This window comes from Pedobacter sp. (assembly GCF_965279535.1).
GTDB lineage: Bacteria > Bacteroidota > Bacteroidia > Sphingobacteriales > Sphingobacteriaceae > Pedobacter.
The window spans coordinates 908,991-926,914 of sequence record NZ_OZ257244.1 but is presented as its reverse complement, the minus strand read 5'-3'; the positions used below and the strand labels follow the sequence as shown (position 1 = coordinate 926,914).

At 37.3% G+C, this 17,924-nt stretch carries 23 protein-coding genes and 1 tRNA gene; 18 read left to right on the top strand and 6 right to left on the bottom strand.

What is annotated here, in order from left to right; genetic code table 11:
- Positions 1-307 precede the first annotated feature (307 nt).
- A tRNA-Ser gene (locus tag ACQY77_RS03635) sits at positions 308-392 on the top strand.
- A gap of 110 nt (positions 393-502) precedes the next feature.
- Here the strand turns inward: ACQY77_RS03635 and ACQY77_RS03630 are convergent.
- From ACQY77_RS03630 to ACQY77_RS03615, 4 genes are all read right to left on the bottom strand, one after another.
- Complete coding sequence (locus ACQY77_RS03630) at positions 503-703, bottom strand: hypothetical protein (protein WP_090888861.1); 201 nt, start codon at positions 701-703, stop codon at positions 503-505.
- 109 nt (positions 704-812) lie between these two features.
- Positions 813-1,175 (bottom strand): response regulator transcription factor, encoded by a 363-nt coding sequence (locus ACQY77_RS03625; protein WP_421939348.1) that lies wholly within the window; start codon positions 1,173-1,175, stop codon positions 813-815.
- Between the two features lie 117 nt (positions 1,176-1,292).
- The gene (locus ACQY77_RS03620; protein WP_421939349.1) at positions 1,293-1,781 is read right to left on the bottom strand and encodes a hypothetical protein; all 489 of its coding nucleotides are present in this window, start codon (positions 1,779-1,781) and stop codon (positions 1,293-1,295) included.
- Positions 1,771-2,232: a sigma factor-like helix-turn-helix DNA-binding protein gene (locus tag ACQY77_RS03615; RefSeq protein WP_421939350.1), complete on the bottom strand. Its 462-nt coding sequence runs from the start codon at positions 2,230-2,232 to the stop codon at positions 1,771-1,773. The genes ACQY77_RS03620 and ACQY77_RS03615 overlap by 11 nt, the downstream gene beginning before the upstream one ends.
- Positions 2,233-2,443: 211 nt before the next feature.
- Between ACQY77_RS03615 and ACQY77_RS03610 the strand changes: the two genes are divergently transcribed.
- Complete coding sequence (locus ACQY77_RS03610) at positions 2,444-2,890, top strand: hypothetical protein (RefSeq protein ID WP_421939351.1); 447 nt, start codon at positions 2,444-2,446, stop codon at positions 2,888-2,890.
- Positions 2,891-2,900: 10 nt separating this feature from the next.
- On the opposite strand, the gene ACQY77_RS03605 is transcribed toward ACQY77_RS03610, so the two are convergent.
- Positions 2,901-3,383 (bottom strand): Lrp/AsnC family transcriptional regulator, encoded by a 483-nt coding sequence (locus ACQY77_RS03605; protein WP_421939352.1) that lies wholly within the window; start codon positions 3,381-3,383, stop codon positions 2,901-2,903.
- Between the two features lie 87 nt (positions 3,384-3,470).
- Between ACQY77_RS03605 and ACQY77_RS03600 the strand changes: the two genes are divergently transcribed.
- The 10 genes from ACQY77_RS03600 (at position 3,471) to ACQY77_RS03555 (ending at position 12,130) form a co-directional block, all read left to right on the top strand.
- On the top strand, positions 3,471-4,358 hold the full coding sequence (locus ACQY77_RS03600) for a DMT family transporter (protein ID WP_421939353.1): 888 nt from the start codon (positions 3,471-3,473) through the stop codon (positions 4,356-4,358).
- A gap of 197 nt (positions 4,359-4,555) precedes the next feature.
- Positions 4,556-5,098: a lipocalin family protein gene (locus ACQY77_RS03595; protein WP_421939354.1), complete on the top strand. Its 543-nt coding sequence runs from the start codon at positions 4,556-4,558 to the stop codon at positions 5,096-5,098.
- 125 nt (positions 5,099-5,223) lie between these two features.
- Positions 5,224-6,066 (top strand): metallophosphoesterase family protein, encoded by an 843-nt coding sequence (locus ACQY77_RS03590; protein ID WP_421939355.1) that lies wholly within the window; start codon positions 5,224-5,226, stop codon positions 6,064-6,066.
- A 301-nt stretch (positions 6,067-6,367) separates the two neighbouring features.
- On the top strand, positions 6,368-7,144 hold the full coding sequence (xth, locus tag ACQY77_RS03585) for an exodeoxyribonuclease III (RefSeq protein WP_421939356.1): 777 nt from the start codon (positions 6,368-6,370) through the stop codon (positions 7,142-7,144).
- Positions 7,145-7,314: 170 nt separating this feature from the next.
- Entirely contained in the window at positions 7,315-7,833 is a 519-nt protein-coding gene (locus ACQY77_RS03580; RefSeq protein WP_421939357.1) for a hypothetical protein, read from the top strand.
- A 144-nt stretch (positions 7,834-7,977) separates the two neighbouring features.
- Entirely contained in the window at positions 7,978-8,292 is a 315-nt protein-coding gene (locus tag ACQY77_RS03575; RefSeq protein WP_421939358.1) for a hypothetical protein, read from the top strand.
- A 128-nt stretch (positions 8,293-8,420) separates the two neighbouring features.
- Positions 8,421-9,419: an LLM class flavin-dependent oxidoreductase gene (locus ACQY77_RS03570; protein ID WP_421939359.1), complete on the top strand. Its 999-nt coding sequence runs from the start codon at positions 8,421-8,423 to the stop codon at positions 9,417-9,419.
- Between the two features lie 49 nt (positions 9,420-9,468).
- Complete coding sequence (locus ACQY77_RS03565) at positions 9,469-9,927, top strand: VOC family protein (RefSeq protein WP_421939360.1); 459 nt, start codon at positions 9,469-9,471, stop codon at positions 9,925-9,927.
- 65 nt (positions 9,928-9,992) lie between these two features.
- Positions 9,993-11,135: a serine hydrolase domain-containing protein gene (locus tag ACQY77_RS03560; protein ID WP_421939361.1), complete on the top strand. Its 1,143-nt coding sequence runs from the start codon at positions 9,993-9,995 to the stop codon at positions 11,133-11,135.
- Between the two features lie 53 nt (positions 11,136-11,188).
- Entirely contained in the window at positions 11,189-12,130 is a 942-nt protein-coding gene (locus tag ACQY77_RS03555) for an NADP-dependent oxidoreductase (protein WP_421939362.1), read from the top strand.
- 61 nt (positions 12,131-12,191) lie between these two features.
- On the opposite strand, the gene ACQY77_RS03550 is transcribed toward ACQY77_RS03555, so the two are convergent.
- Positions 12,192-12,395 (bottom strand): DUF3606 domain-containing protein, encoded by a 204-nt coding sequence (locus ACQY77_RS03550; RefSeq protein WP_421939363.1) that lies wholly within the window; start codon positions 12,393-12,395, stop codon positions 12,192-12,194.
- A gap of 183 nt (positions 12,396-12,578) precedes the next feature.
- Between ACQY77_RS03550 and ACQY77_RS03545 the strand changes: the two genes are divergently transcribed.
- From ACQY77_RS03545 to ACQY77_RS03520, 6 genes are all read left to right on the top strand, one after another.
- A complete protein-coding gene (locus ACQY77_RS03545; protein ID WP_421939364.1) occupies positions 12,579-13,787 on the top strand; it encodes a glycosyltransferase family 87 protein in 1,209 nt (402 codons plus the stop codon).
- Positions 13,788-13,886: 99 nt separating this feature from the next.
- Positions 13,887-14,060, top strand: coding sequence for a DUF3606 domain-containing protein (locus ACQY77_RS03540; protein ID WP_421939365.1), 174 nt, complete (start codon positions 13,887-13,889; stop codon positions 14,058-14,060).
- A 6-nt stretch (positions 14,061-14,066) separates the two neighbouring features.
- Positions 14,067-16,757 carry a DNA ligase D gene (ligD, locus tag ACQY77_RS03535; RefSeq protein ID WP_421939366.1) on the top strand — a complete coding sequence of 897 codons (2,691 nt, stop codon included), beginning with the start codon at positions 14,067-14,069 and terminating at the stop codon, positions 16,755-16,757.
- A gap of 63 nt (positions 16,758-16,820) precedes the next feature.
- Complete coding sequence (locus ACQY77_RS03530; protein WP_421939367.1) at positions 16,821-17,117, top strand: Dabb family protein; 297 nt, start codon at positions 16,821-16,823, stop codon at positions 17,115-17,117.
- Positions 17,118-17,246: 129 nt separating this feature from the next.
- Complete coding sequence (locus ACQY77_RS03525; protein WP_421939368.1) at positions 17,247-17,573, top strand: hypothetical protein; 327 nt, start codon at positions 17,247-17,249, stop codon at positions 17,571-17,573.
- An 85-nt stretch (positions 17,574-17,658) separates the two neighbouring features.
- Positions 17,659-17,856, top strand: a complete 198-nt coding sequence (locus ACQY77_RS03520; protein WP_421939369.1) for a hypothetical protein — start codon at positions 17,659-17,661, stop codon at positions 17,854-17,856.
- Positions 17,857-17,924: the final 68 nt, after the last annotated feature.

Here is a 17,924-nt window from a genome sequence, read left to right as displayed (position 1 = left end):
ACGCGAACTTTAAAATTTTATCCGCGTGTCTCAAAGGATTAAATAGACCATAGACAATAGTGAATGTGAAATAAATTGTAATAAGAAATTCCTAAATCTCTTAGACGCTTTAGATGATTAAATTAGAAAATAGATAAACAAAGAATGTAAAACAGACACTTTGGGTCCTCTCATTTGAAAAAAAACAAAAAAAAATCACAGGCTAAGCCTCAAGCAATCAGGAGATTCATGCTTTAATTGATTCAGAAGCCAATAAAAAGCCAAAAAAAAACTTGTAGAAATGAACTTAGTTTGTACTTTTGCCTCCGGAAAGTTGGCAGAGTGGTCGAATGCGGCAGTCTTGAAAACTGTTGACTGTAACAGGTCCGGGGGTTCGAATCCCTCACTTTCCGCTTAAAAAAGCTACCTGAAAGGTGGCTTTTTTTGTTTAGTTTCTGCTGCTTTATCTTTTTGCAAATTATTAAGCAAAAAAAAGGGAGAACTTTATCCTCCCTCAATAATTTTATCCTTTAGCTTTTCTGGCTTTCTTCCCTTCCGATTCCGGGAAAAATAAAGATGATAGCATTTCAAATTTTTCTGGTCCTGCTTCATATTCTGCAGCTATATCCGACCATTTCTTGAGTTCTGCCTGCGCTTGTTCTACTTCAATTTTTAAAGTCTCCAGTTTATTCTGTAAGAGTTTGCTGATGTTATTTTGTGCCATAACACAAAACTAAATGCTTTCCCTTAATTGACCTAGTTTTATTATGGGATAATTCGTTTCTGTCTGTACCTCAATGCGATAAAATTGCAGGTTTCTCCCTAGCCGCATTTTAATTGGCAACATATCTTTCAATCCTGTTGGCGAAATCATTCAGGTCAAATGGTTTATTAATGAAATCCTCAGCAGAACATTTGGCTTTAATTTTATAGAGATTATTCCCCGCCGACATCATCATCACTGGAATTTGATGGGTTTTTGCATTTTGCTTTAGCTTACTACAGATCTCAACACCATTTCCATCCGGTAGCATTACATCCAGCACCACCATGTCTGGAAGATGTTTATTCATTTGCTGCCAAAACGACCTCGTATTCGGGCAGGTAATTACATCATACATTTCCTCTACCAATAGAAATTCAATAATTTCCCTGATATTGATGTTATCTTCTACTACATAGATGCACTTTTTCATAACGCCTCCTTGTTTATTAAGTAACGCAGGAAGCTTTACGTCAGTTTAAAGAAATTATCCACGATAGCGTAGTTATCCACGATCTTATCATAGAAAAAGATTTATTACCTGGTATAATTATGATGTCGTTTTTCTAATTTCCTGTTTTAATTCTTCTATTTTCTCCTTTGCCTGTCTGCTTTCCAGGTAATAGTAAATGGCGAATCCCAGAAATATCTTCCCTAAAATAAAGACCGCTGCAAATACCCATCTCCATGCCTTATGAATACGCATATGACTGGATGAAGATTCAACTTCAATATAACCGCCTGCTGTTGATTGTCTTTCTTTTTGGTCATCTACAGGTTTATCTATCTTAAGTAAGTGTTGGTCTCGCAGTTTTATTTCATTTATTTCTTGCTCTATTTTATCAAAAACTAATGGAGGAGGAGGAACAGCCATACGCTGTGCCAGTAATTCCATGTCCAGTTCAAGTGAGGTTAAAGCCTCCTTAAATTCAGGGTATCTAACGCTAAGTTGTTCTACCTGCAATTTTTCCTCTTCGCTTGCAATACCCATTACATAGGTTTCTAAAAGGCCGCTTTCGATTATTGTTCTAATTTCCATGGGCATTTCTGATTTTATCTAAAGAAGATTTTAACTGACTACGTATCTCGTTTTCTGATAGATTTAATACACCAGATAAATATGTCGCCGTTTTTCCGTGGTAATAAATTTCCGAGAAAATGTTGCGCTCTGTTTCAGTAAGTAAGGATAAAGAGCTATCATCCTGTTTGTTACTGTTGTGTTGAGGCTGTATATCCAGTGATTTAAATTCAAATGCCAACAATTGTTGTTGGGTATATTGTCTTAAGTGCAACCAGGTTACCTTTTCAGTAGTAAGGTTGCTATGGTTTGAGATATAGCTACTTAACACTTTAATCAGTTGCTTTTCTGCACTTGGTTGGTGTTTCAGAATTCCCTGTATATAACCTAACAGCATGGCGCCATATTTAGTATATATCCATCGGATATCAATGGAGTTTTCGTAAGCGGTTTGTTTAGCAGCTTTCAACATTTATTGGGATGGTTCTTTTTATGAAATCGCCCTGCAAGATAAGCCCAAAAAATTGAATTTAAAATCATCTTCACCAAAAACAATTCTATAGCTTATTAATTTATGCCGATGAGGTGTTTCAGATTTAAATTTAATTGCACTATTCTTTTTTAATCCCTAAACTGTAGCATTATTTCAATTGTTAACGTTTAACTTTAAAAAACTTAACCAAATGAAAAACGCTTTTAAAATATTGATGTACTCGATTATCCTGGTTGTGATGATTGTGTCTTGTAAAAAGGAGAATGACAAACCTGAACCCGTACCCCTAGCTGGTATAACAGGTAACTGGTTAGAAAAAGTCCCTGGAGACGTAAACCGGAGAATCTCTTTTGGTGTAGGAATGGATTTTTCTATGGTTACGATTATAGATGACTCGCATTCCACTTCGCTACATGGAAAGTATAGTGTTAATGGAAATGCAGTAAATATTATCATTACGGAAAGCGTTAGCCGAAGTGGTGATCAATCGGTAACCACAGCAGTTAACCAAAGCGTTTATGACAAAGCAAGTTTTAACATCAAAGATGATAAACTTACATTGAAATTTGTTGGCTTTCCTGCAAGCGGCACAACAGAGAGTCAGGCGGTGTTTAACCGTTTAATAATGATCGATTGATAAACAACCATTAAATTGGTAAGCTTAAACCTACTTTTACCCGATCTAAAGTAACAAAGGTACGGAAGCGTTTAATATCAGGATTATCAAAAAAAAGTTTGGTAGTGAGTTCTTCATAAGCGGTCATATTGGCAACATTAATAACCAGTATAAAATCTACTTCTCCTGTTACATAATAGCATTGTTGTATTGCCGGTATTGAGGCAAATTTTTGCTTGGTTTTACGCACAAGTTCAATTTTATCATTTTCCATCTCTACCTCAACAACTATGGTAATCGGAATGGAAACCTTATTTGGATCTGCCACAGCAATTTGATTTTGGATAGTGCCATTTTCTTCCATTCGTTTTATCTTTCTATGAACAGCAGCGGCAGAAAGGTTAATAAGATTGGCGATAGTCCGTTGTGGTGTATAATTATTTTCCTGTAGGATTCTTAAAATTGCAAGATCGAAATGATCCAACGAATTGGACGATGCTGGAGACTTAGGCATAAATATTTAAATTGATGAAACAAAATTGCAAAAGTGGCCTCAAAATAGAGAAAATTATTCTCCTTTATTGAAATAGTTTTGCTCCTGATGGAAAATGGTAATCAATTAAAAGGTTTCTTACTTGCAATATTAGCAGCTACCCTTTGGGGCGTTTCGGGCACCTTCGGTCAATTTATTTTTAACAGTCGGGGCATTAATCCGGCATGGCTGGTTACCGTGCGTTGCCTTTCCTCAGGATTAATTTTACTGGCTTTTGGTTTCATGAAATTTGGGGCTGCAATTTTCAATATCTGGAAGAACAAACAGGATATTTTAAGCTTATTAATATTTGGGCTGATTGGTATACCATTAGTGCAGTATACATACTTTGCTGCGATTCAGCATTCAAATGCGGCCACAGCTACTGTACTACAATATGCGGGGCCTGCGCTGATTGCTATTTATCTGGCTCTCATCAATAAACGTTTACCTGGTATGTATACCATTTTGGCTATCGCTATGGCCATAACGGGGACCTTTCTGTTGGTTACCCATGGTAGTTTTAACAGCCTCTCAATCTCTAGCCTGGCGTTGTTTTGGGGAATAGCATCAGCGGTTGCCCTGGCGTTTTATAGTATTCAACCTGTTAAGCTCTTACATCGTTATCATGCAATAATCGTTATCGGATGGGCTATGCTTATTGGAGGAATTGCCTTTAGCTTTGTTCACGTTCCCTGGAAGGTAGAGGGTATATGGGATTTAGATACCTGTATTTCAATAACTTTTATTATTTTATTGGGAAGTGTAATCGCCTTCTACGCCTATCTTACAGCTGTAAAATGGATTGGAGCACAAACTACCAGTTTGCTGGCTTCTGCCGAACCCTTATCAGCAGCTTTGATCTCTATATTTTGGCTAAAAGTTAGTTTTGGTTCAATGGATATAGTTGGCAGCGTAATGATTTTATTGGCCATTTTTCTGCTGGCACGGAAATGAAAGCCCAAATAATAGCCAGGTTTTGTATTGTTTTTTTAGTGAGCAGGCTTTGTGCGCTGCATTGGCGAAGGTTTTTGGGTAGAACTGAGTAAGTTCTGGCTGATGAATCTCCTGGAGGATTTTGGTAAACCCAAATTGCATAACCATTTTCCGTTGTGGAAAAACCATTTGATCAGCCAGCTGTTATGTAAAATAATATGAAAACATGCACTAAAGTAAATACAATTTTAGCGGCTACAGCTGTGGTTGCTGCAACCATATATTTCAGTTCCTGTGCCACTATTCCGAAGGGAGCTAAAGCTGTTAAGCCTTTTAAGAAAGATAAATATTTAGGCAAATGGTTTGAAATTGCCCGCATGGATTTTAAGTTCGAAAGAAATTTAAGTCAGGTTACAGCCAATTATTCCCTCCGGAACGACGGTACAATTAAGGTAGTAAACAGAGGTTTCAACGCCATTAAAAATGAGTGGAAAGAAAGTACAGGTAAAGCCAAATTTGTTGATCGGGATACCGAGGCTAAACTGAAAGTATCATTTTTTGGTCCCTTTTATGCAGGCTATAACGTAATTGCAATTGATCCTGAATATCGATATGCGCTTGTTGCAGGTAGAAATCTTAAATATATGTGGATCCTTTCCCGTGAAAGGACTATTCCTGAATCAATAAAACAAGATTATCTGGCTAAAGCAGAAGAATTAGGATACGCTACTTCCAAATTGGTTTGGACAAGGCAAGATTAATTTTATCGCTCAGTAGTTTATCTGCCAAATCTTCATTAATCTCAGCGTCTTTTTAAATAGAATCTTAGTAAAAGGCTTCATCATTATACCTAAAATGTCTTATTTTTAATCAAATAAGAAAAGGTATGTCGAATAGAAGATTCTTTATTAAAAGCAGTTTGGCCAGCATTGTGTTGGCCGGTTTATCTCCTGCAGTACCGGTACTTTCAGCAGAATTGGCCGATGAATTACCCGAAAAAAGGACTGTAAAACTACGTTTTGCAATAGCCTCAGATGGGCATTATGGGCAGCCGAAAACAGATTATAAAAGAGATCACGACAATATTATTGGTTGGTTAAACCAATCTCATGATCAAAGTCCCCTGGATTTTGTAATCATTAATGGCGATCTGGTTCATGACCGTCCGGAACTGTTATCAGAGGTAAAAAACAATTATTTTGACAAACTAAAAGTTCCTTTTTATGCCGTTCCGGGAAATCACGATCATGCTGATACGGCCACCTGGAAAAACGTATTTGGATATGAAGATAACTTTTCATTTGAAAAGAATGGAATAGGGTTCGTACTGGTTAATACCTCTGATGTTAAAGGAACATATCGTTGTCCGGATAATGTTTTTTTAAAGCAAGCACTTGATCAGTTTAAAAACTTACAGACTGTTTTTGTCGTGATGCATATTCCACCACATTTTTGGGTGCCTGAAAGCCCATTTGTAGAATGCCCGGATACCATAAAGTTACTTCATGATTATACCAATGTTAAAGCGGTTTTTCATGGTCACGATCATAGTTTAGATGCAGTTTTCTATACCGCCAAGTTACCTCATTTTTTTGATGCCCATTTTGGTGGAAGCTGGGGGACAACCTATAAAGGTTATCGGATTGTTGAGGTGAATGAGGATGGGAAAATCTTAACACATCAGGTAAATGCAAGTCAGGTACCAGTGCTGAATGAAACCAAATTATAAATAAGAAATCACCATTTGTTATATCATTAATTATAACATGAACTTAATCTTTTAATAACATAGCCAAAGCATCTTTGCGCTATAAATATTTGGTTAGTATTTATAAAGTTTAGGTTAGTTGATACAACCCCGATGGATATCGGGGTTTTTTCTTTTTGTGCTATCCTTTTTAATTTAATCTGTTTTTAGTTGGCCTCTAAACCTGATCTATTTTCTTAACTATACAAAAATGTTTAGTTGCGAACAAAATATTTTGTACTTTCATTATTGATAAGTCGTAAAAGCGGCCTATTCATAAAAAATGAAAATTGCAACCTATAACGTAAATGGTGTTAACGGTCGTTTGCCTGTATTGTTAAGATGGCTTGAAGAAAGTGCCCCAGATATTGTCTGTTTGCAAGAGTTGAAGGCCCCGCAAGAGAAGTTTCCTTTGCAGGCCATTAATGATGCCGGGTATAATGCCATTTGGCATGGACAGAAAAGCTGGAATGGCGTGGCTATTTTGGCTAAAAACCTGGAGATTCAGGAAACACGAAGAGGTTTGGACGGCGATGATGAAGATATCCAAAGCAGGTATATTGAAGCCAATGTTGGCGGGATAATCGTGGGCTGTCTTTATCTTCCTAATGGTAACCCGGCCCCAGGGCCAAAATTTGACTATAAATTAAGCTGGTTCGAAAGGTTTAAACTGCATGCCCAAAAGTTACTGACTTACGATTTACCTGTTGTGCTTTGTGGAGATTATAATGTAATTCCTACTGATATAGATGTTTATAAACCTGAACGCTGGATAGAAGATGCGTTATTCAGGCCCGAAACACGTGAAGCTTTTTCTGGTTTAATGCAGCAGGGCTGGACAGATGCGCTGCGAACACTTCATCCTGATCAAAAAATCTACACTTTTTGGGATTATTTTCGCAATGCCTACGGCAGGGATGCCGGACTAAGAATTGATCATTTTCTCCTCAATCCGAAATTGACTACCCGATTAAAAGATGCCGGCGTGGATAAGCAGGTACGGGGATGGGAGAAAACCAGTGATCATGCGCCAGTTTGGATTACAATAAAAAAAGAATAAAGTTATTTTACGACTTGGAGAAAGGCAATGAAAATCGTTTTTTTGTAAAATAATCAAATTCATCCTGTTTAGAATCCATAGAAAGTTCATTTATTCCTAAAAAGAGTGATGTTCACCTTGAAACTTCCTTTTTAATCAATGTGCCTTTTATATTTTAGCAGAATAACCTTATGGATAATCTCTCAATAACGCTTACCTCGGCAAAATGTGAACTTCTTGATAATATTTTGAAAGAATTTAAAGATGAAGCGTACATCAAGACAGACCGGGTAAGTAAAATTTTTAGAGGCAATGATATTTTGGCTGCAGATTATCTGGGGCTGTTAGCTCAGTTGCAATTAATTACGCTCATTGGAGAAGTAGAAGGTTATGCATTGCCTGCCATGATTGGAAAGCAATCCGGTGTAAACATGTTTATGAGTGAAGGTGGCTTTATGCGCCGATTTGAGCTAAAACAATTACAGGAAACTGCTGGAAAAGGTTTACAGGAACTTCAAACAGAAAATTTAAACCTCAGCAGCATCAACCGAACCAATAAGGAGAAAATGGAACAGATGGAGAACGTTATCCGTCAATATCAGGAACAGGTTGAACTCCTTAAACAATCTAATTTTAATCAGATTTTCATCCGGTCGGGATTTTTTCTTTTGGGTGCAGCATTAACCTGGCTCCTTATAACTTTACTATAATCCTATCCGATCGCTTTTTCGATTGCCGAAATTGCCTGGTGTATTTTTTTAGTTAAAAAATATGGAATAAATTTTAAATACTAAAAAAATTAGTATAAATTTGTTCTGCTATCGAAGCTTTTTTGCTGATTAAATTTGATGGATATGATTGTTACCGTATTACCCATTTTTGAAACGGATTTTAAACCTGATGCTTCATTAGGGAAAATTATGAATGAAAGACTTCGTGTGGCTGCTGCTGATTTGCAAGCCATCCATCTGCAGTCGCTGGAGGCAATTGGTCAGCGAAATGAAGATGTAGTTGTATATATGAGCTATAATCCTAAATATAAAATCAGATGGCGTGTGGTAAATGATGTATCCGAAGATATTGAAAACTACGTTGCGAAGGTTTGTGCCGAGTTAGGATACCTTCGGTGGAGTACAGCAGCCATTAATATATTTAAGGGGATAGAATAATTTAGGCAAATGTCAATGCTTTGCCATTAGGCCTTGGTAATGTTCAGCAACTGTCATTTATCGACTCATTAAATATTCTTCTTTGTTTAAAAACATATTTTTACGGCACCAATAATTAAAGAATAAGTATGTCGCCGTTAAAAAATATTTCCTATTCCATATTAGATTTAGCTACCGTTAGGGCAGGAGAAACTCCTACCGAGACATTCCCGAAAAGTTTGGCACTTGCACAACAATCAGAGCGTTTGGGGTATAAAAGATATTGGTTCGCAGAACACCATAATATGATTAGTGTTGCAAGTTCTGCTACATCTATCTTAATTGGTTATGTTGCTGGAGGAACCCAAACCATCAGAGTAGGTTCGGGAGGGATCATGCTACCCAATCACGCTCCTTTAATTATAGCAGAACAATTCGGAACATTGGCATCCTTATATCCTAACCGCATCGATTTAGGCTTAGGCCGCGCCCCTGGAACCGATCAGGTAACGGCTATGGCTATCCGTGGAGAGAATGTGCATGCTGTGCATCATTTCCCCCGGGATATTGAGAAACTTCAGTTGTTGTTTTCAACAGATAATCAATATAGTAATGTGAGAGCAGTTCCGGGAGAGGGCTTAGAGATTCCAATCTGGGTTTTAGGTTCAAGTATGGACAGTGCCCGGCTGGCCGCTGAAAAGGGGTTGCCTTATGCTTTTGCCAGTCATTTTGCACCTAGTTATTTTGCTCAGGCCGCAACTTATTACAAGCAAAATTTTAAGCCTTCTAAATATTTGGATAAACCTTATTTAATGGCCTGCGTAAATGTTGTTGCAGCTAATTCTAATGATGAAGCTGAATACCTTGCAACCTCTGTAAAACAGATGTTTTTAGGCGTAATTACCGGGAAAAGAAGCCTGCTTCAGCCACCTGTTGACCATATCAATCAGGTTTGGGATGAGTTTGAACAGCAGGGCGTAGAAAGTATGCTCGAATATTCTTTTATTGGTACACCCGAAACCATTAAAAATAAATTGGAGGACTTTGTTTCTAAATTTGACATAAATGAGCTCATGGCTACTTCACATATTTATGATCATGAAGCTGGTTTAAAATCCAATGAATTGTTTGCCTCAATTTTTAATTAAGTTTTAAATTTTTTCGATCGAAGTTTGATTAAAATTTGCATATTTAAGCATGAAGACAATCAGAACTTTTTGCATTGTTCTGGCAATGCTTGCTTTTATTAATCAAAAAACAATGGCGCAGAAAAATTCTCCTGCAGTGCTTAATCACATTGCAGTTTATGTATCCAGTTTAACTCAGTCTACCCAATTTTACGAATCAGTTTTTGATTTAAAGATAATTCCTGAGCCCTTTAAGGACGGCAAGCACACCTGGTTTAGTCTGGGGCATGCAGGGCAGCTTCACCTTATTGAGGGTGAGAAGGCTAATCAGCAGTTTGATAGAAATAATCACTTGTGCTTTAGTGTAGCCGATATCAACGAATTTATAAAAGAATTGCAATCGGCCAGCATTAAATTTGAAAGCTGGGCCGGAGAATCAGGTGGAATAACCCATCGCGCAGATGGGGTGAAACAAATTTACTTCAAAGACCCTGACGGACACTGGCTTGAAGTAAACGACGCGAAGTAACTTTATCGAGATAAATTGTGTTGACCAGCTGATTTTATAATATTTATAATCTTAAACGGAGCAATATGAAATCTCTTCAATCCTTTCTGGTTTTTATCTTCTTATTTACGCTTAATATAAATCTGCTTTTTGCACAAAACAGCAAAGCAGAATCGGATTTTGAAGCAGTAATGAAGAAATATGAAGCTGTTGGAGCTTCTGTTGCGGTAGTTAAAGGCAATAAACTCGTTTATGCCCATTCGTTTGGTTTAAAAGACTTAGACCATAAAATTGCATTGTCAAACCAGGATATCTTCAGAATTGCATCCATATCCAAGTCTTTTTCTGCTACTGCGATTATGCAACTGGTCGAAGCAGGTAAAATTACTTTGGATGATGATTTTGGCGACTTGATAGGTTTTAAGATTCGCAATCCCAACTTCCCGGAAAAGGTAATTACTTTAAAGATGGCACTTTCCCATACTTCAAGTTTAAATGATAGTGAAGGTTATCTGAATTTAGACTTGATTAATCCGGATAAAAATCCGAATTGGGCAAAATGTTACAATAATTATGAGCCGGGCTCAAAGTACGAATATTGTAATCTTAATTTTAACCTTATTGGCACCATTATCGAAAAAATATCCGGAGAACGCTTTGACCAGTATATTAAGAAGCACATTTTAAATCCGCTTGATTTATATGCGGGCTATTGCGTAGATTCTTTGGATGGTTCCAGATTTGTGAATTTATATGAGTATCATGCAGATAATAAGTCTTTTAGTATTGCTCCTGCAGCCTATGCACCAAGACGTACCGAAATTGCCAATTATATAATGGGGTATAGCACGCCAATTTTTTCACCAACAGGTGGGATGAAAATTTCGGCAACAGATCTGGCCCGATACATGATGATGCACATGAATTATGGTACAGGCAATAAACATAGGATAATTTCTAAACGACACGCCAAATTGATGCAAACTAAAATTACAGATGAAGAAGGTTACGGCCTGGCATTAAGAAGTGTTGATGATCTGGTTGATGGCGTTAATTTAAAGGGACATACCGGATCGGCCTATGGGTTGTACAGTACCATGTTTTTCAGTCCCAAAGAAAAATTTGGCATTGTTGTGATTACCAATGGCTGTAATCCCACTTACACGAAGGGCTGGTGTGATTTTAGTAAAGCCGCATACAATAGCCTTTATCAAAATTTTATTCGTTAAGCAACTGGCTTAACTATATCCAACGTATGGGTCATTTTATCTAAGACAAAATAATGAAAGCAATAATTTTAAAAGATTTTGGTGCAGTAGATCAATTGGAACAGATTGATCTGCCTGTTCCTGAAATTTCAGAGAGTGAGGTTTTGATCCAAACCAAAGCCATTAGTATTAACCCAATAGATGTAAAAACACGAGCGGGGAGGGGAATTGCCCCTTTAATAAAGGATGAAATGCCGGCTGTTTTAGGTTGGGATATTTCGGGAATAGTAGTCCAGGTAGGCGGATCAGTAAGTAGTTTTAAGGTTGGCGATGAGGTTTTTGGTATGATCGCTTTCCCAAAGTTGGGTAAAGCTTATGCAGAATATGTTGCTGCAGCCGCTGACCAATTGGTTTTGAAGCCTGAGTCAGTAAGTCATGTAGAAGCAGCCCCGGCAACTGTGGCCGGTTTAACTGCATTGCAGGCCTTAACGCAGTTTGTTAAGATAAAGACGGGTGATCGGGTATTGATTCATGCAGCATCCGGAGGTGTTGGGCACTATGCAGTTCAGTTAGCTAAATATTTAGGTGCTTATGTTGTGGGTACTTCATCTGCGGCAAATCGCGATTTTGTACTTTCCCTGGGTGCAGATGAACACATTGATTATAAGAACAAACCTTTTGAAGAAGTTACAAGTGACATAGATTTCGTGCTCGATGCAATAGGTGGTGAATATATTGACCGATCACTTAAAGTAATGAAGGATGGAGGTACCATTGTTTGTATTCCTTCAGGTATGAACGAACTGGTAGCCGAGAAAGCAAAGGCAGCTAATAAACATGGATATGTTATGAGGGCTAAATCGAGTGCTGAAGATATGCAGGTAATAGCTGATCTGTTGGCTGAAGGCAGACTTCGTTCTCATATAGATAAAATATATCCTTTAGAGGAGATGTCAGCAGCACATCAACATATAGAAAGTGGCAGAACAGTGGGGAAAATCGTTTTAACGATGTAGAAAAGAAAAACTAATTAGGGCATTTTATCTCTTTTGCCTTAATTAGTAAAACCCAAATAGTTTAAAACGAACTACTTGATGTTACTTTTTTGATGCTTAAGTATTCCTTTAGTCTGGAAAATTCCATACTGTGAATAGCTCTTACAGCAGATTTTAACGTTTCGCAGCTAACACCTAGTTTAGCGGCCCAATAATTACGTTCTTGTTCGTCGGCAATTTCAACCAGTTCGGATTGAGGAATGCTGGGATGATTTTGATTTTCCATCAATAGGTTTATTACGGGTTAATAAAAACAAGATAAGTACGATGATTTAACTTAATAAATCACTTAAATGTAGCTATAAATTGTTGATTTACAGCTATTCCTAATTTGGGTAACATTTATTTTACAATTATATGAAAAAATAATTAATCTTCCTTATTATTGTATTGTAATGTGAATTTTACAATGAATAATCATCCTCTAACCAAATTGCTGCGTGATTGCGCGCGCCTTAAATTTTATAATGATAACCGGGTAGTACTCATATTTTGGGTTTTGGTAACCCTCATATTTGTAATTGATTCATGGGTCAGTAACCGGTTAAATAATTATCTTATTTTTGAAAATACCTTTCGAAATCTAACTCATCAACAATCGCTTTACGCAGCTTATCCCGCTTATCATGAGGATGCCAATCACTACGGCCCGGTTTTTAGTTTAATTATTGCTCCTTTTGCGCTATTTCCAAATTGGTTTGGTTTATTACTTTGGAATCTGTTTAATTGCTTTTTCCTTTTCAGAGCTATACAAACCTTACCACTTAGTGAAGAAAAAAGGGTCATCATTGGTTACATTGCCATTCCTTGTTTAATTGAATCTATGCTTAACCAGCAATTTAATGCTGGAGCAGGCGCATTAATGATCTTAAGTTACACCCTCATGAACAGAAACAATGGCATTTGGTCTGCCATGTGTTTGATTTTGGGTGCTTTTGTTAAGCTTTATGGCGGCGTAGGATTGGTGTTTTTCTGCTTTGCGAAGAATAAACCAGCGTACATTGCTTGGTTGATCGTGTGGAGCATAATATTCTATTGCTTACCCATGCTTTTCGCATCACCAGAATTTGTATCACATTCTTACTTAGATTGGAAGGATTCTTTAATCTCCAAAAACGTGCAAAATATAGTTGGAGGATCTTCTGATATTTCCATTATGGGCTTTTTCCGGTCACTTTTAAATTATCGGGCTATTCCCAATTATATTTTTCTCACATTAGGGGCAATTTTATTCCTGCTTCCTTTTAATAACATCCAGCTCTACGGCAAACGAAAATTTCAATTGATGATTTTGTCTTCCGTGTTAATCTTTCCAATTCTTTTTAGCACCGGCTCGGAAGATTGTACTTATATTATTTCCATCACTGCAGTAGGAATCTGGTATGTTCAGGAGCACAATCGTAAGATGAAAAACGTATTGTTGCCAATACTGTTATTCATTACCTGCAATTTCCCATTATTGCTGTTCCCCGGTTTCGCAAAAGCACATCCCTTATCGCTGTCGATATTAAGCTTTCCTTACTTTATAGTTTGGGTAAGGGTTCTTTACCTGGCTGTCCGTAAAAAATATCATTACGCAGAAGATCAGGAAATGGAAAGGCTACAGATAATCAATTGATATTTTTTTTCCGGACAGATAAAGGTTTTAAGTACCATAGTGTGCTTAAAACCTTTTGTGTTTTAAAGCTGTTTTACTAAAGTCTAATCAAATGTTATTATGGATAATAAACAGAAAACCGGTATTGCCGACCGTACTCGGATCAATATCAATGAAAGTTATGAGGTAGATTATTGGGCAAATAAGTTTGGTGTAAGTAAAGATAAGCTTAAGGCAGTGGTACAAACAGTTGGTACTGCTGTTACTCAAGTGGAAAACTACCTAAAAAAATAAGGGATTATGGGACTGAAACAATATGTATCAAAAAGGGATTTTACTAAAACTGCTGAACCTAAATCTGGTAAAAGCAAAAACAAGGATAAATTACTTTTTGTGATCCAAAAGCATGATGCTTCACGACTACACTATGATTTCAGGTTAGAAATGGAAGGCGTATTGAAAAGCTGGGCAGTTCCTAAAGGTCCGTCAACTGATCCTAAAAATAAGCGCCTTGCCATGATGGTTGAAGATCATCCGTTTGATTATAAAGATTTTGAAGGTATTATCCCTAAAGGTGAATATGGTGGTGGAACCGTAATTGTATGGGATGAGGGTACTTATGAACCCATTGAAGAAATTAAAGGGAAAAAGGCCCAGGAAAAGCACCTCCTGAAACAACTGCATGATGGGTCGCTCAAGATAAAGCTACATGGAGAAAAACTTCAGGGAGAATATGCATTGGTAAAAACCAATGGAATGGGTGAAAATGGTTGGTTATTAATTAAGCACAAAGACGATTATGCCTCTGTTAAAGACATTACAAAGGCAGACAAGTCGGTGATTTCTGGTAAAACCATCAAAAAGATGGAAACAAGTTCAGAAAAAGTTTGGACGGATGGTGGAGAAAAACCGATTCGTCCTAAGAAAAAAACCGAAAAAACCGTAGATGAAGTATTCAAAACAACGGGTGGGGATGGAGCTACAGATATAAAAGCCATTTTGAAATTAGCCCCTAAATCTGCTATGCCGAAAGGTATCAAGCCAATGCTTGCTACGCTGGTTGATGAGCCTTTTGACGACCCAGGCTGGCAATATGAAGTTAAATGGGATGGCTATAGGGCACTTGCATTTGTAGATAAAGGGAAAGCAGACATTTACTCCAGAAATAATAAGTCATTTAACGAGAAGTTTTATCCCATCTATAATATATTGAAAACATGGAAATTTAAGGCCGTTTTCGATGGTGAAATTCTGGTCTTAAATGATAAGGGTATCTCCAATTTTGGTGCTTTACAAAACTGGAGGAGTGAAGCTGATGGAGAGTTGGTATTTTATATTTTCGATCTTTTATGGTATGAAGGAAAAGATTTAACAAATCTTCAGCTGGAGCAACGGCAATCGATACTGAATGAAATACTGCCAGCAAACGATGACCATATTAGGTTGGGTAAAGTTTTTAAAGCCAACGGGCTCGATTTTTTTACTGCCGCAGAACGGATGGGATTAGAGGGAATAATAGCCAAAAAAGTGAGCAGCTTGTATAGCCCGAACCTGCGCTCTAAAGAATGGTTAAAAATTAAAGTGAGTAAAAGGCAGGAAGTGGTGATAGCGGGCTTCACTAAAAATGAAGATACGGCAAAATATTTCAGCTCTTTGTTACTGGGTGTTTATGAAAACGGAGAACTTCAGTATGTGGGAAAAGTAGGTACGGGCTTTTCAGACAAGGTTCAGAAGCAAATGATGGAGCAATTTAAACCATTAATTACAGATAAAAGTCCCTTTGAGGAGATTCCAGATGTAAATAAACCCTCTCGGTTTAGGCCAAACCCGCCCAAGGCTAAGGCAACCTGGTTAAAGCCAGCTTTGGTATGTGAGGTAGCTTTTACTGAAGTAACTGAAGATGGTGTTTTTCGTCATCCTTCATTTAAAGGCATGCGGGAAGATAAAAAAGCCAGTGAAGTATTGCGTGAAATAAGTAAACCAACTGAAGACCTGGTGAAGGATGAAACTAAAGAACCTCATGCAGATGCTGTAAAACCCCCAAAGCGTAACGGGGCTAAAACCTTTCTTAATCCAAAGGATGAAACACAGGTGAGAAAAATCAAGGGACATGAGCTTAAGTTTACGAATCTGAGTAAAATATACTGGCCTGAAGATAAGATTACCAAGCGGGATATGTTTAACTATTATTATCAGATGGCCGATTATATCCTGCCATATTTAAAAGATCGGCCCCAATCTTTAAACCGTTTTCCGGGTGGTATACATGGGCAAAGTTTTTATCAGAAAGATGTGAAAGGTAAAGCACCAGATTGGGTTAAAACCTTTCCTTACGAAACAAGTGATGGCGAGCAAAAGGAATATGCTGTTGGAGATGATGAAGCCACACTGCTTTGGATGGCTAGCTTAGGTTGTATTGAAATCAATCCCTGGTTCAGCAGGGTTCAAAAACCTGATAATCCTGATTATTGCGTAATTGATCTTGATCCTGATAAAAATAGTTTTAATGAAGTAATCAATGCAGCTTTGGAAACCAAGAAGGTCTTAGATGCATTAAATGTACCTTGCTACTGTAAAACTTCGGGTTCTACCGGTATGCACATTTATATTCCGCTTAATGCGAAATACAGCTATGATCAAAGTCAGTTGTTTGCGAAAATTATTGTGAGTTTAGTTCATAAGCAGATTCCTGATTACACTTCTCTGGAACGCATGATTGCTGCCAGAAAAGGAAAAATGTATTTGGATTTTTTGCAAAACAGGCCAGGAGCTACCATTGCGGGACCTTATTCTCTGCGACCAAAACCCGGAGCAACGGTTTCGATGCCTCTTGACTGGGATGAAGTGAAGCCAGGATTAAAAATGAAAGATTTCCATATTTTTAATGCGGTGGATAGGCTAAAAGAGACCGGAGATTTGTTTAAAGGTGTGCTGGGAAAAGGAATAGATTTAAAAGCAGCCATTTCTGCGGCAAAACGCATTTTTGAATAACTGTTTTTTTAATAAAGTTCTTTTAATGGTTTGCTTATATTTGGCAAAAAAAAACACCAAAAAATGATAGCTCACCACGTTTTATTCTGGCTTAAAGCCGATACTACCGAAGAACAGAAAGTTGCCTTTAAAAACAGCTTACAGACCTTAGAAAACATTGATGTTGTAAAAACCTTTCATGTAGGTACGCCAGCACCAATCGAACGCGCTGTAGTAGATACAACTTACACATTCAGCTTATTACTCATTTTTGAAGATATGGCTGGCCATGATGTTTACCAGGTACATCCGCTCCATAAGGCTTTTCTAGATGAGTTTAGAGTTTATTTTGAGAAGGTTATAATTTATGATGCTCATTAATCATTAGCAAATTGATAGTAAATGCCAGATTTAATCTGGCATTTTTTTTACCCTAAATTTCTTTTATTTTTATTTGGAATAATTCTAAATAATGCGATATTTGTTTAGTTCACCCTCAATAAGATCATTATGTGTAAAACAACCGTACTCGCTCAAAATGAAAACATTACCATCGCGCAATGCGATAACTGTAAAGTTTTAAATATATGGCGCTCAGGGGTATTGATGAATTTCTCATTTGATCAGTTTGACGCTTTCCACATTGCTACTAAAAAACTTCAGTTTGATGACTATCTCGAAACTAATCCTGATGGAAGAGAAGTTGTTATTCTATCTACACCGTTTCCTGATATTAGCCTGGTATTTACCAGGGAGGAGTGGACAGAATTTTTTATTAAGATAGATGAAGCCCTGTACATGAAGCGGGTGTATGAGCTTGTACATCAACATGGTTAGCTTAATTTAAGTAATGTAAATGTTACGCATGCAGTGACATCTAAGCCTGTTAAGGTTACGTAAGTAAAGTTTTAACCCTTGATCTATGCAGCGCAATATTATTAATATTCGGAGATGCTCCGCGAACAGCACTTTATTAGACAAAATTAAGATTGGTGATTTGGTAACCGATGAGTTCGGAAGATCAGGGAAAGTAAAAAACATTGAAAAAATTCTACGTACCCGGGAAGTACATTATTATTTTCACTTAGGTAAATCCGGAACGGTATTAATCATTCTTTAAGTAAACGTCTCCTTAGTTTTAATTCAAAAAGCCCCTTATCAAATTTGATAAGGGGCTTCTGCTTTATA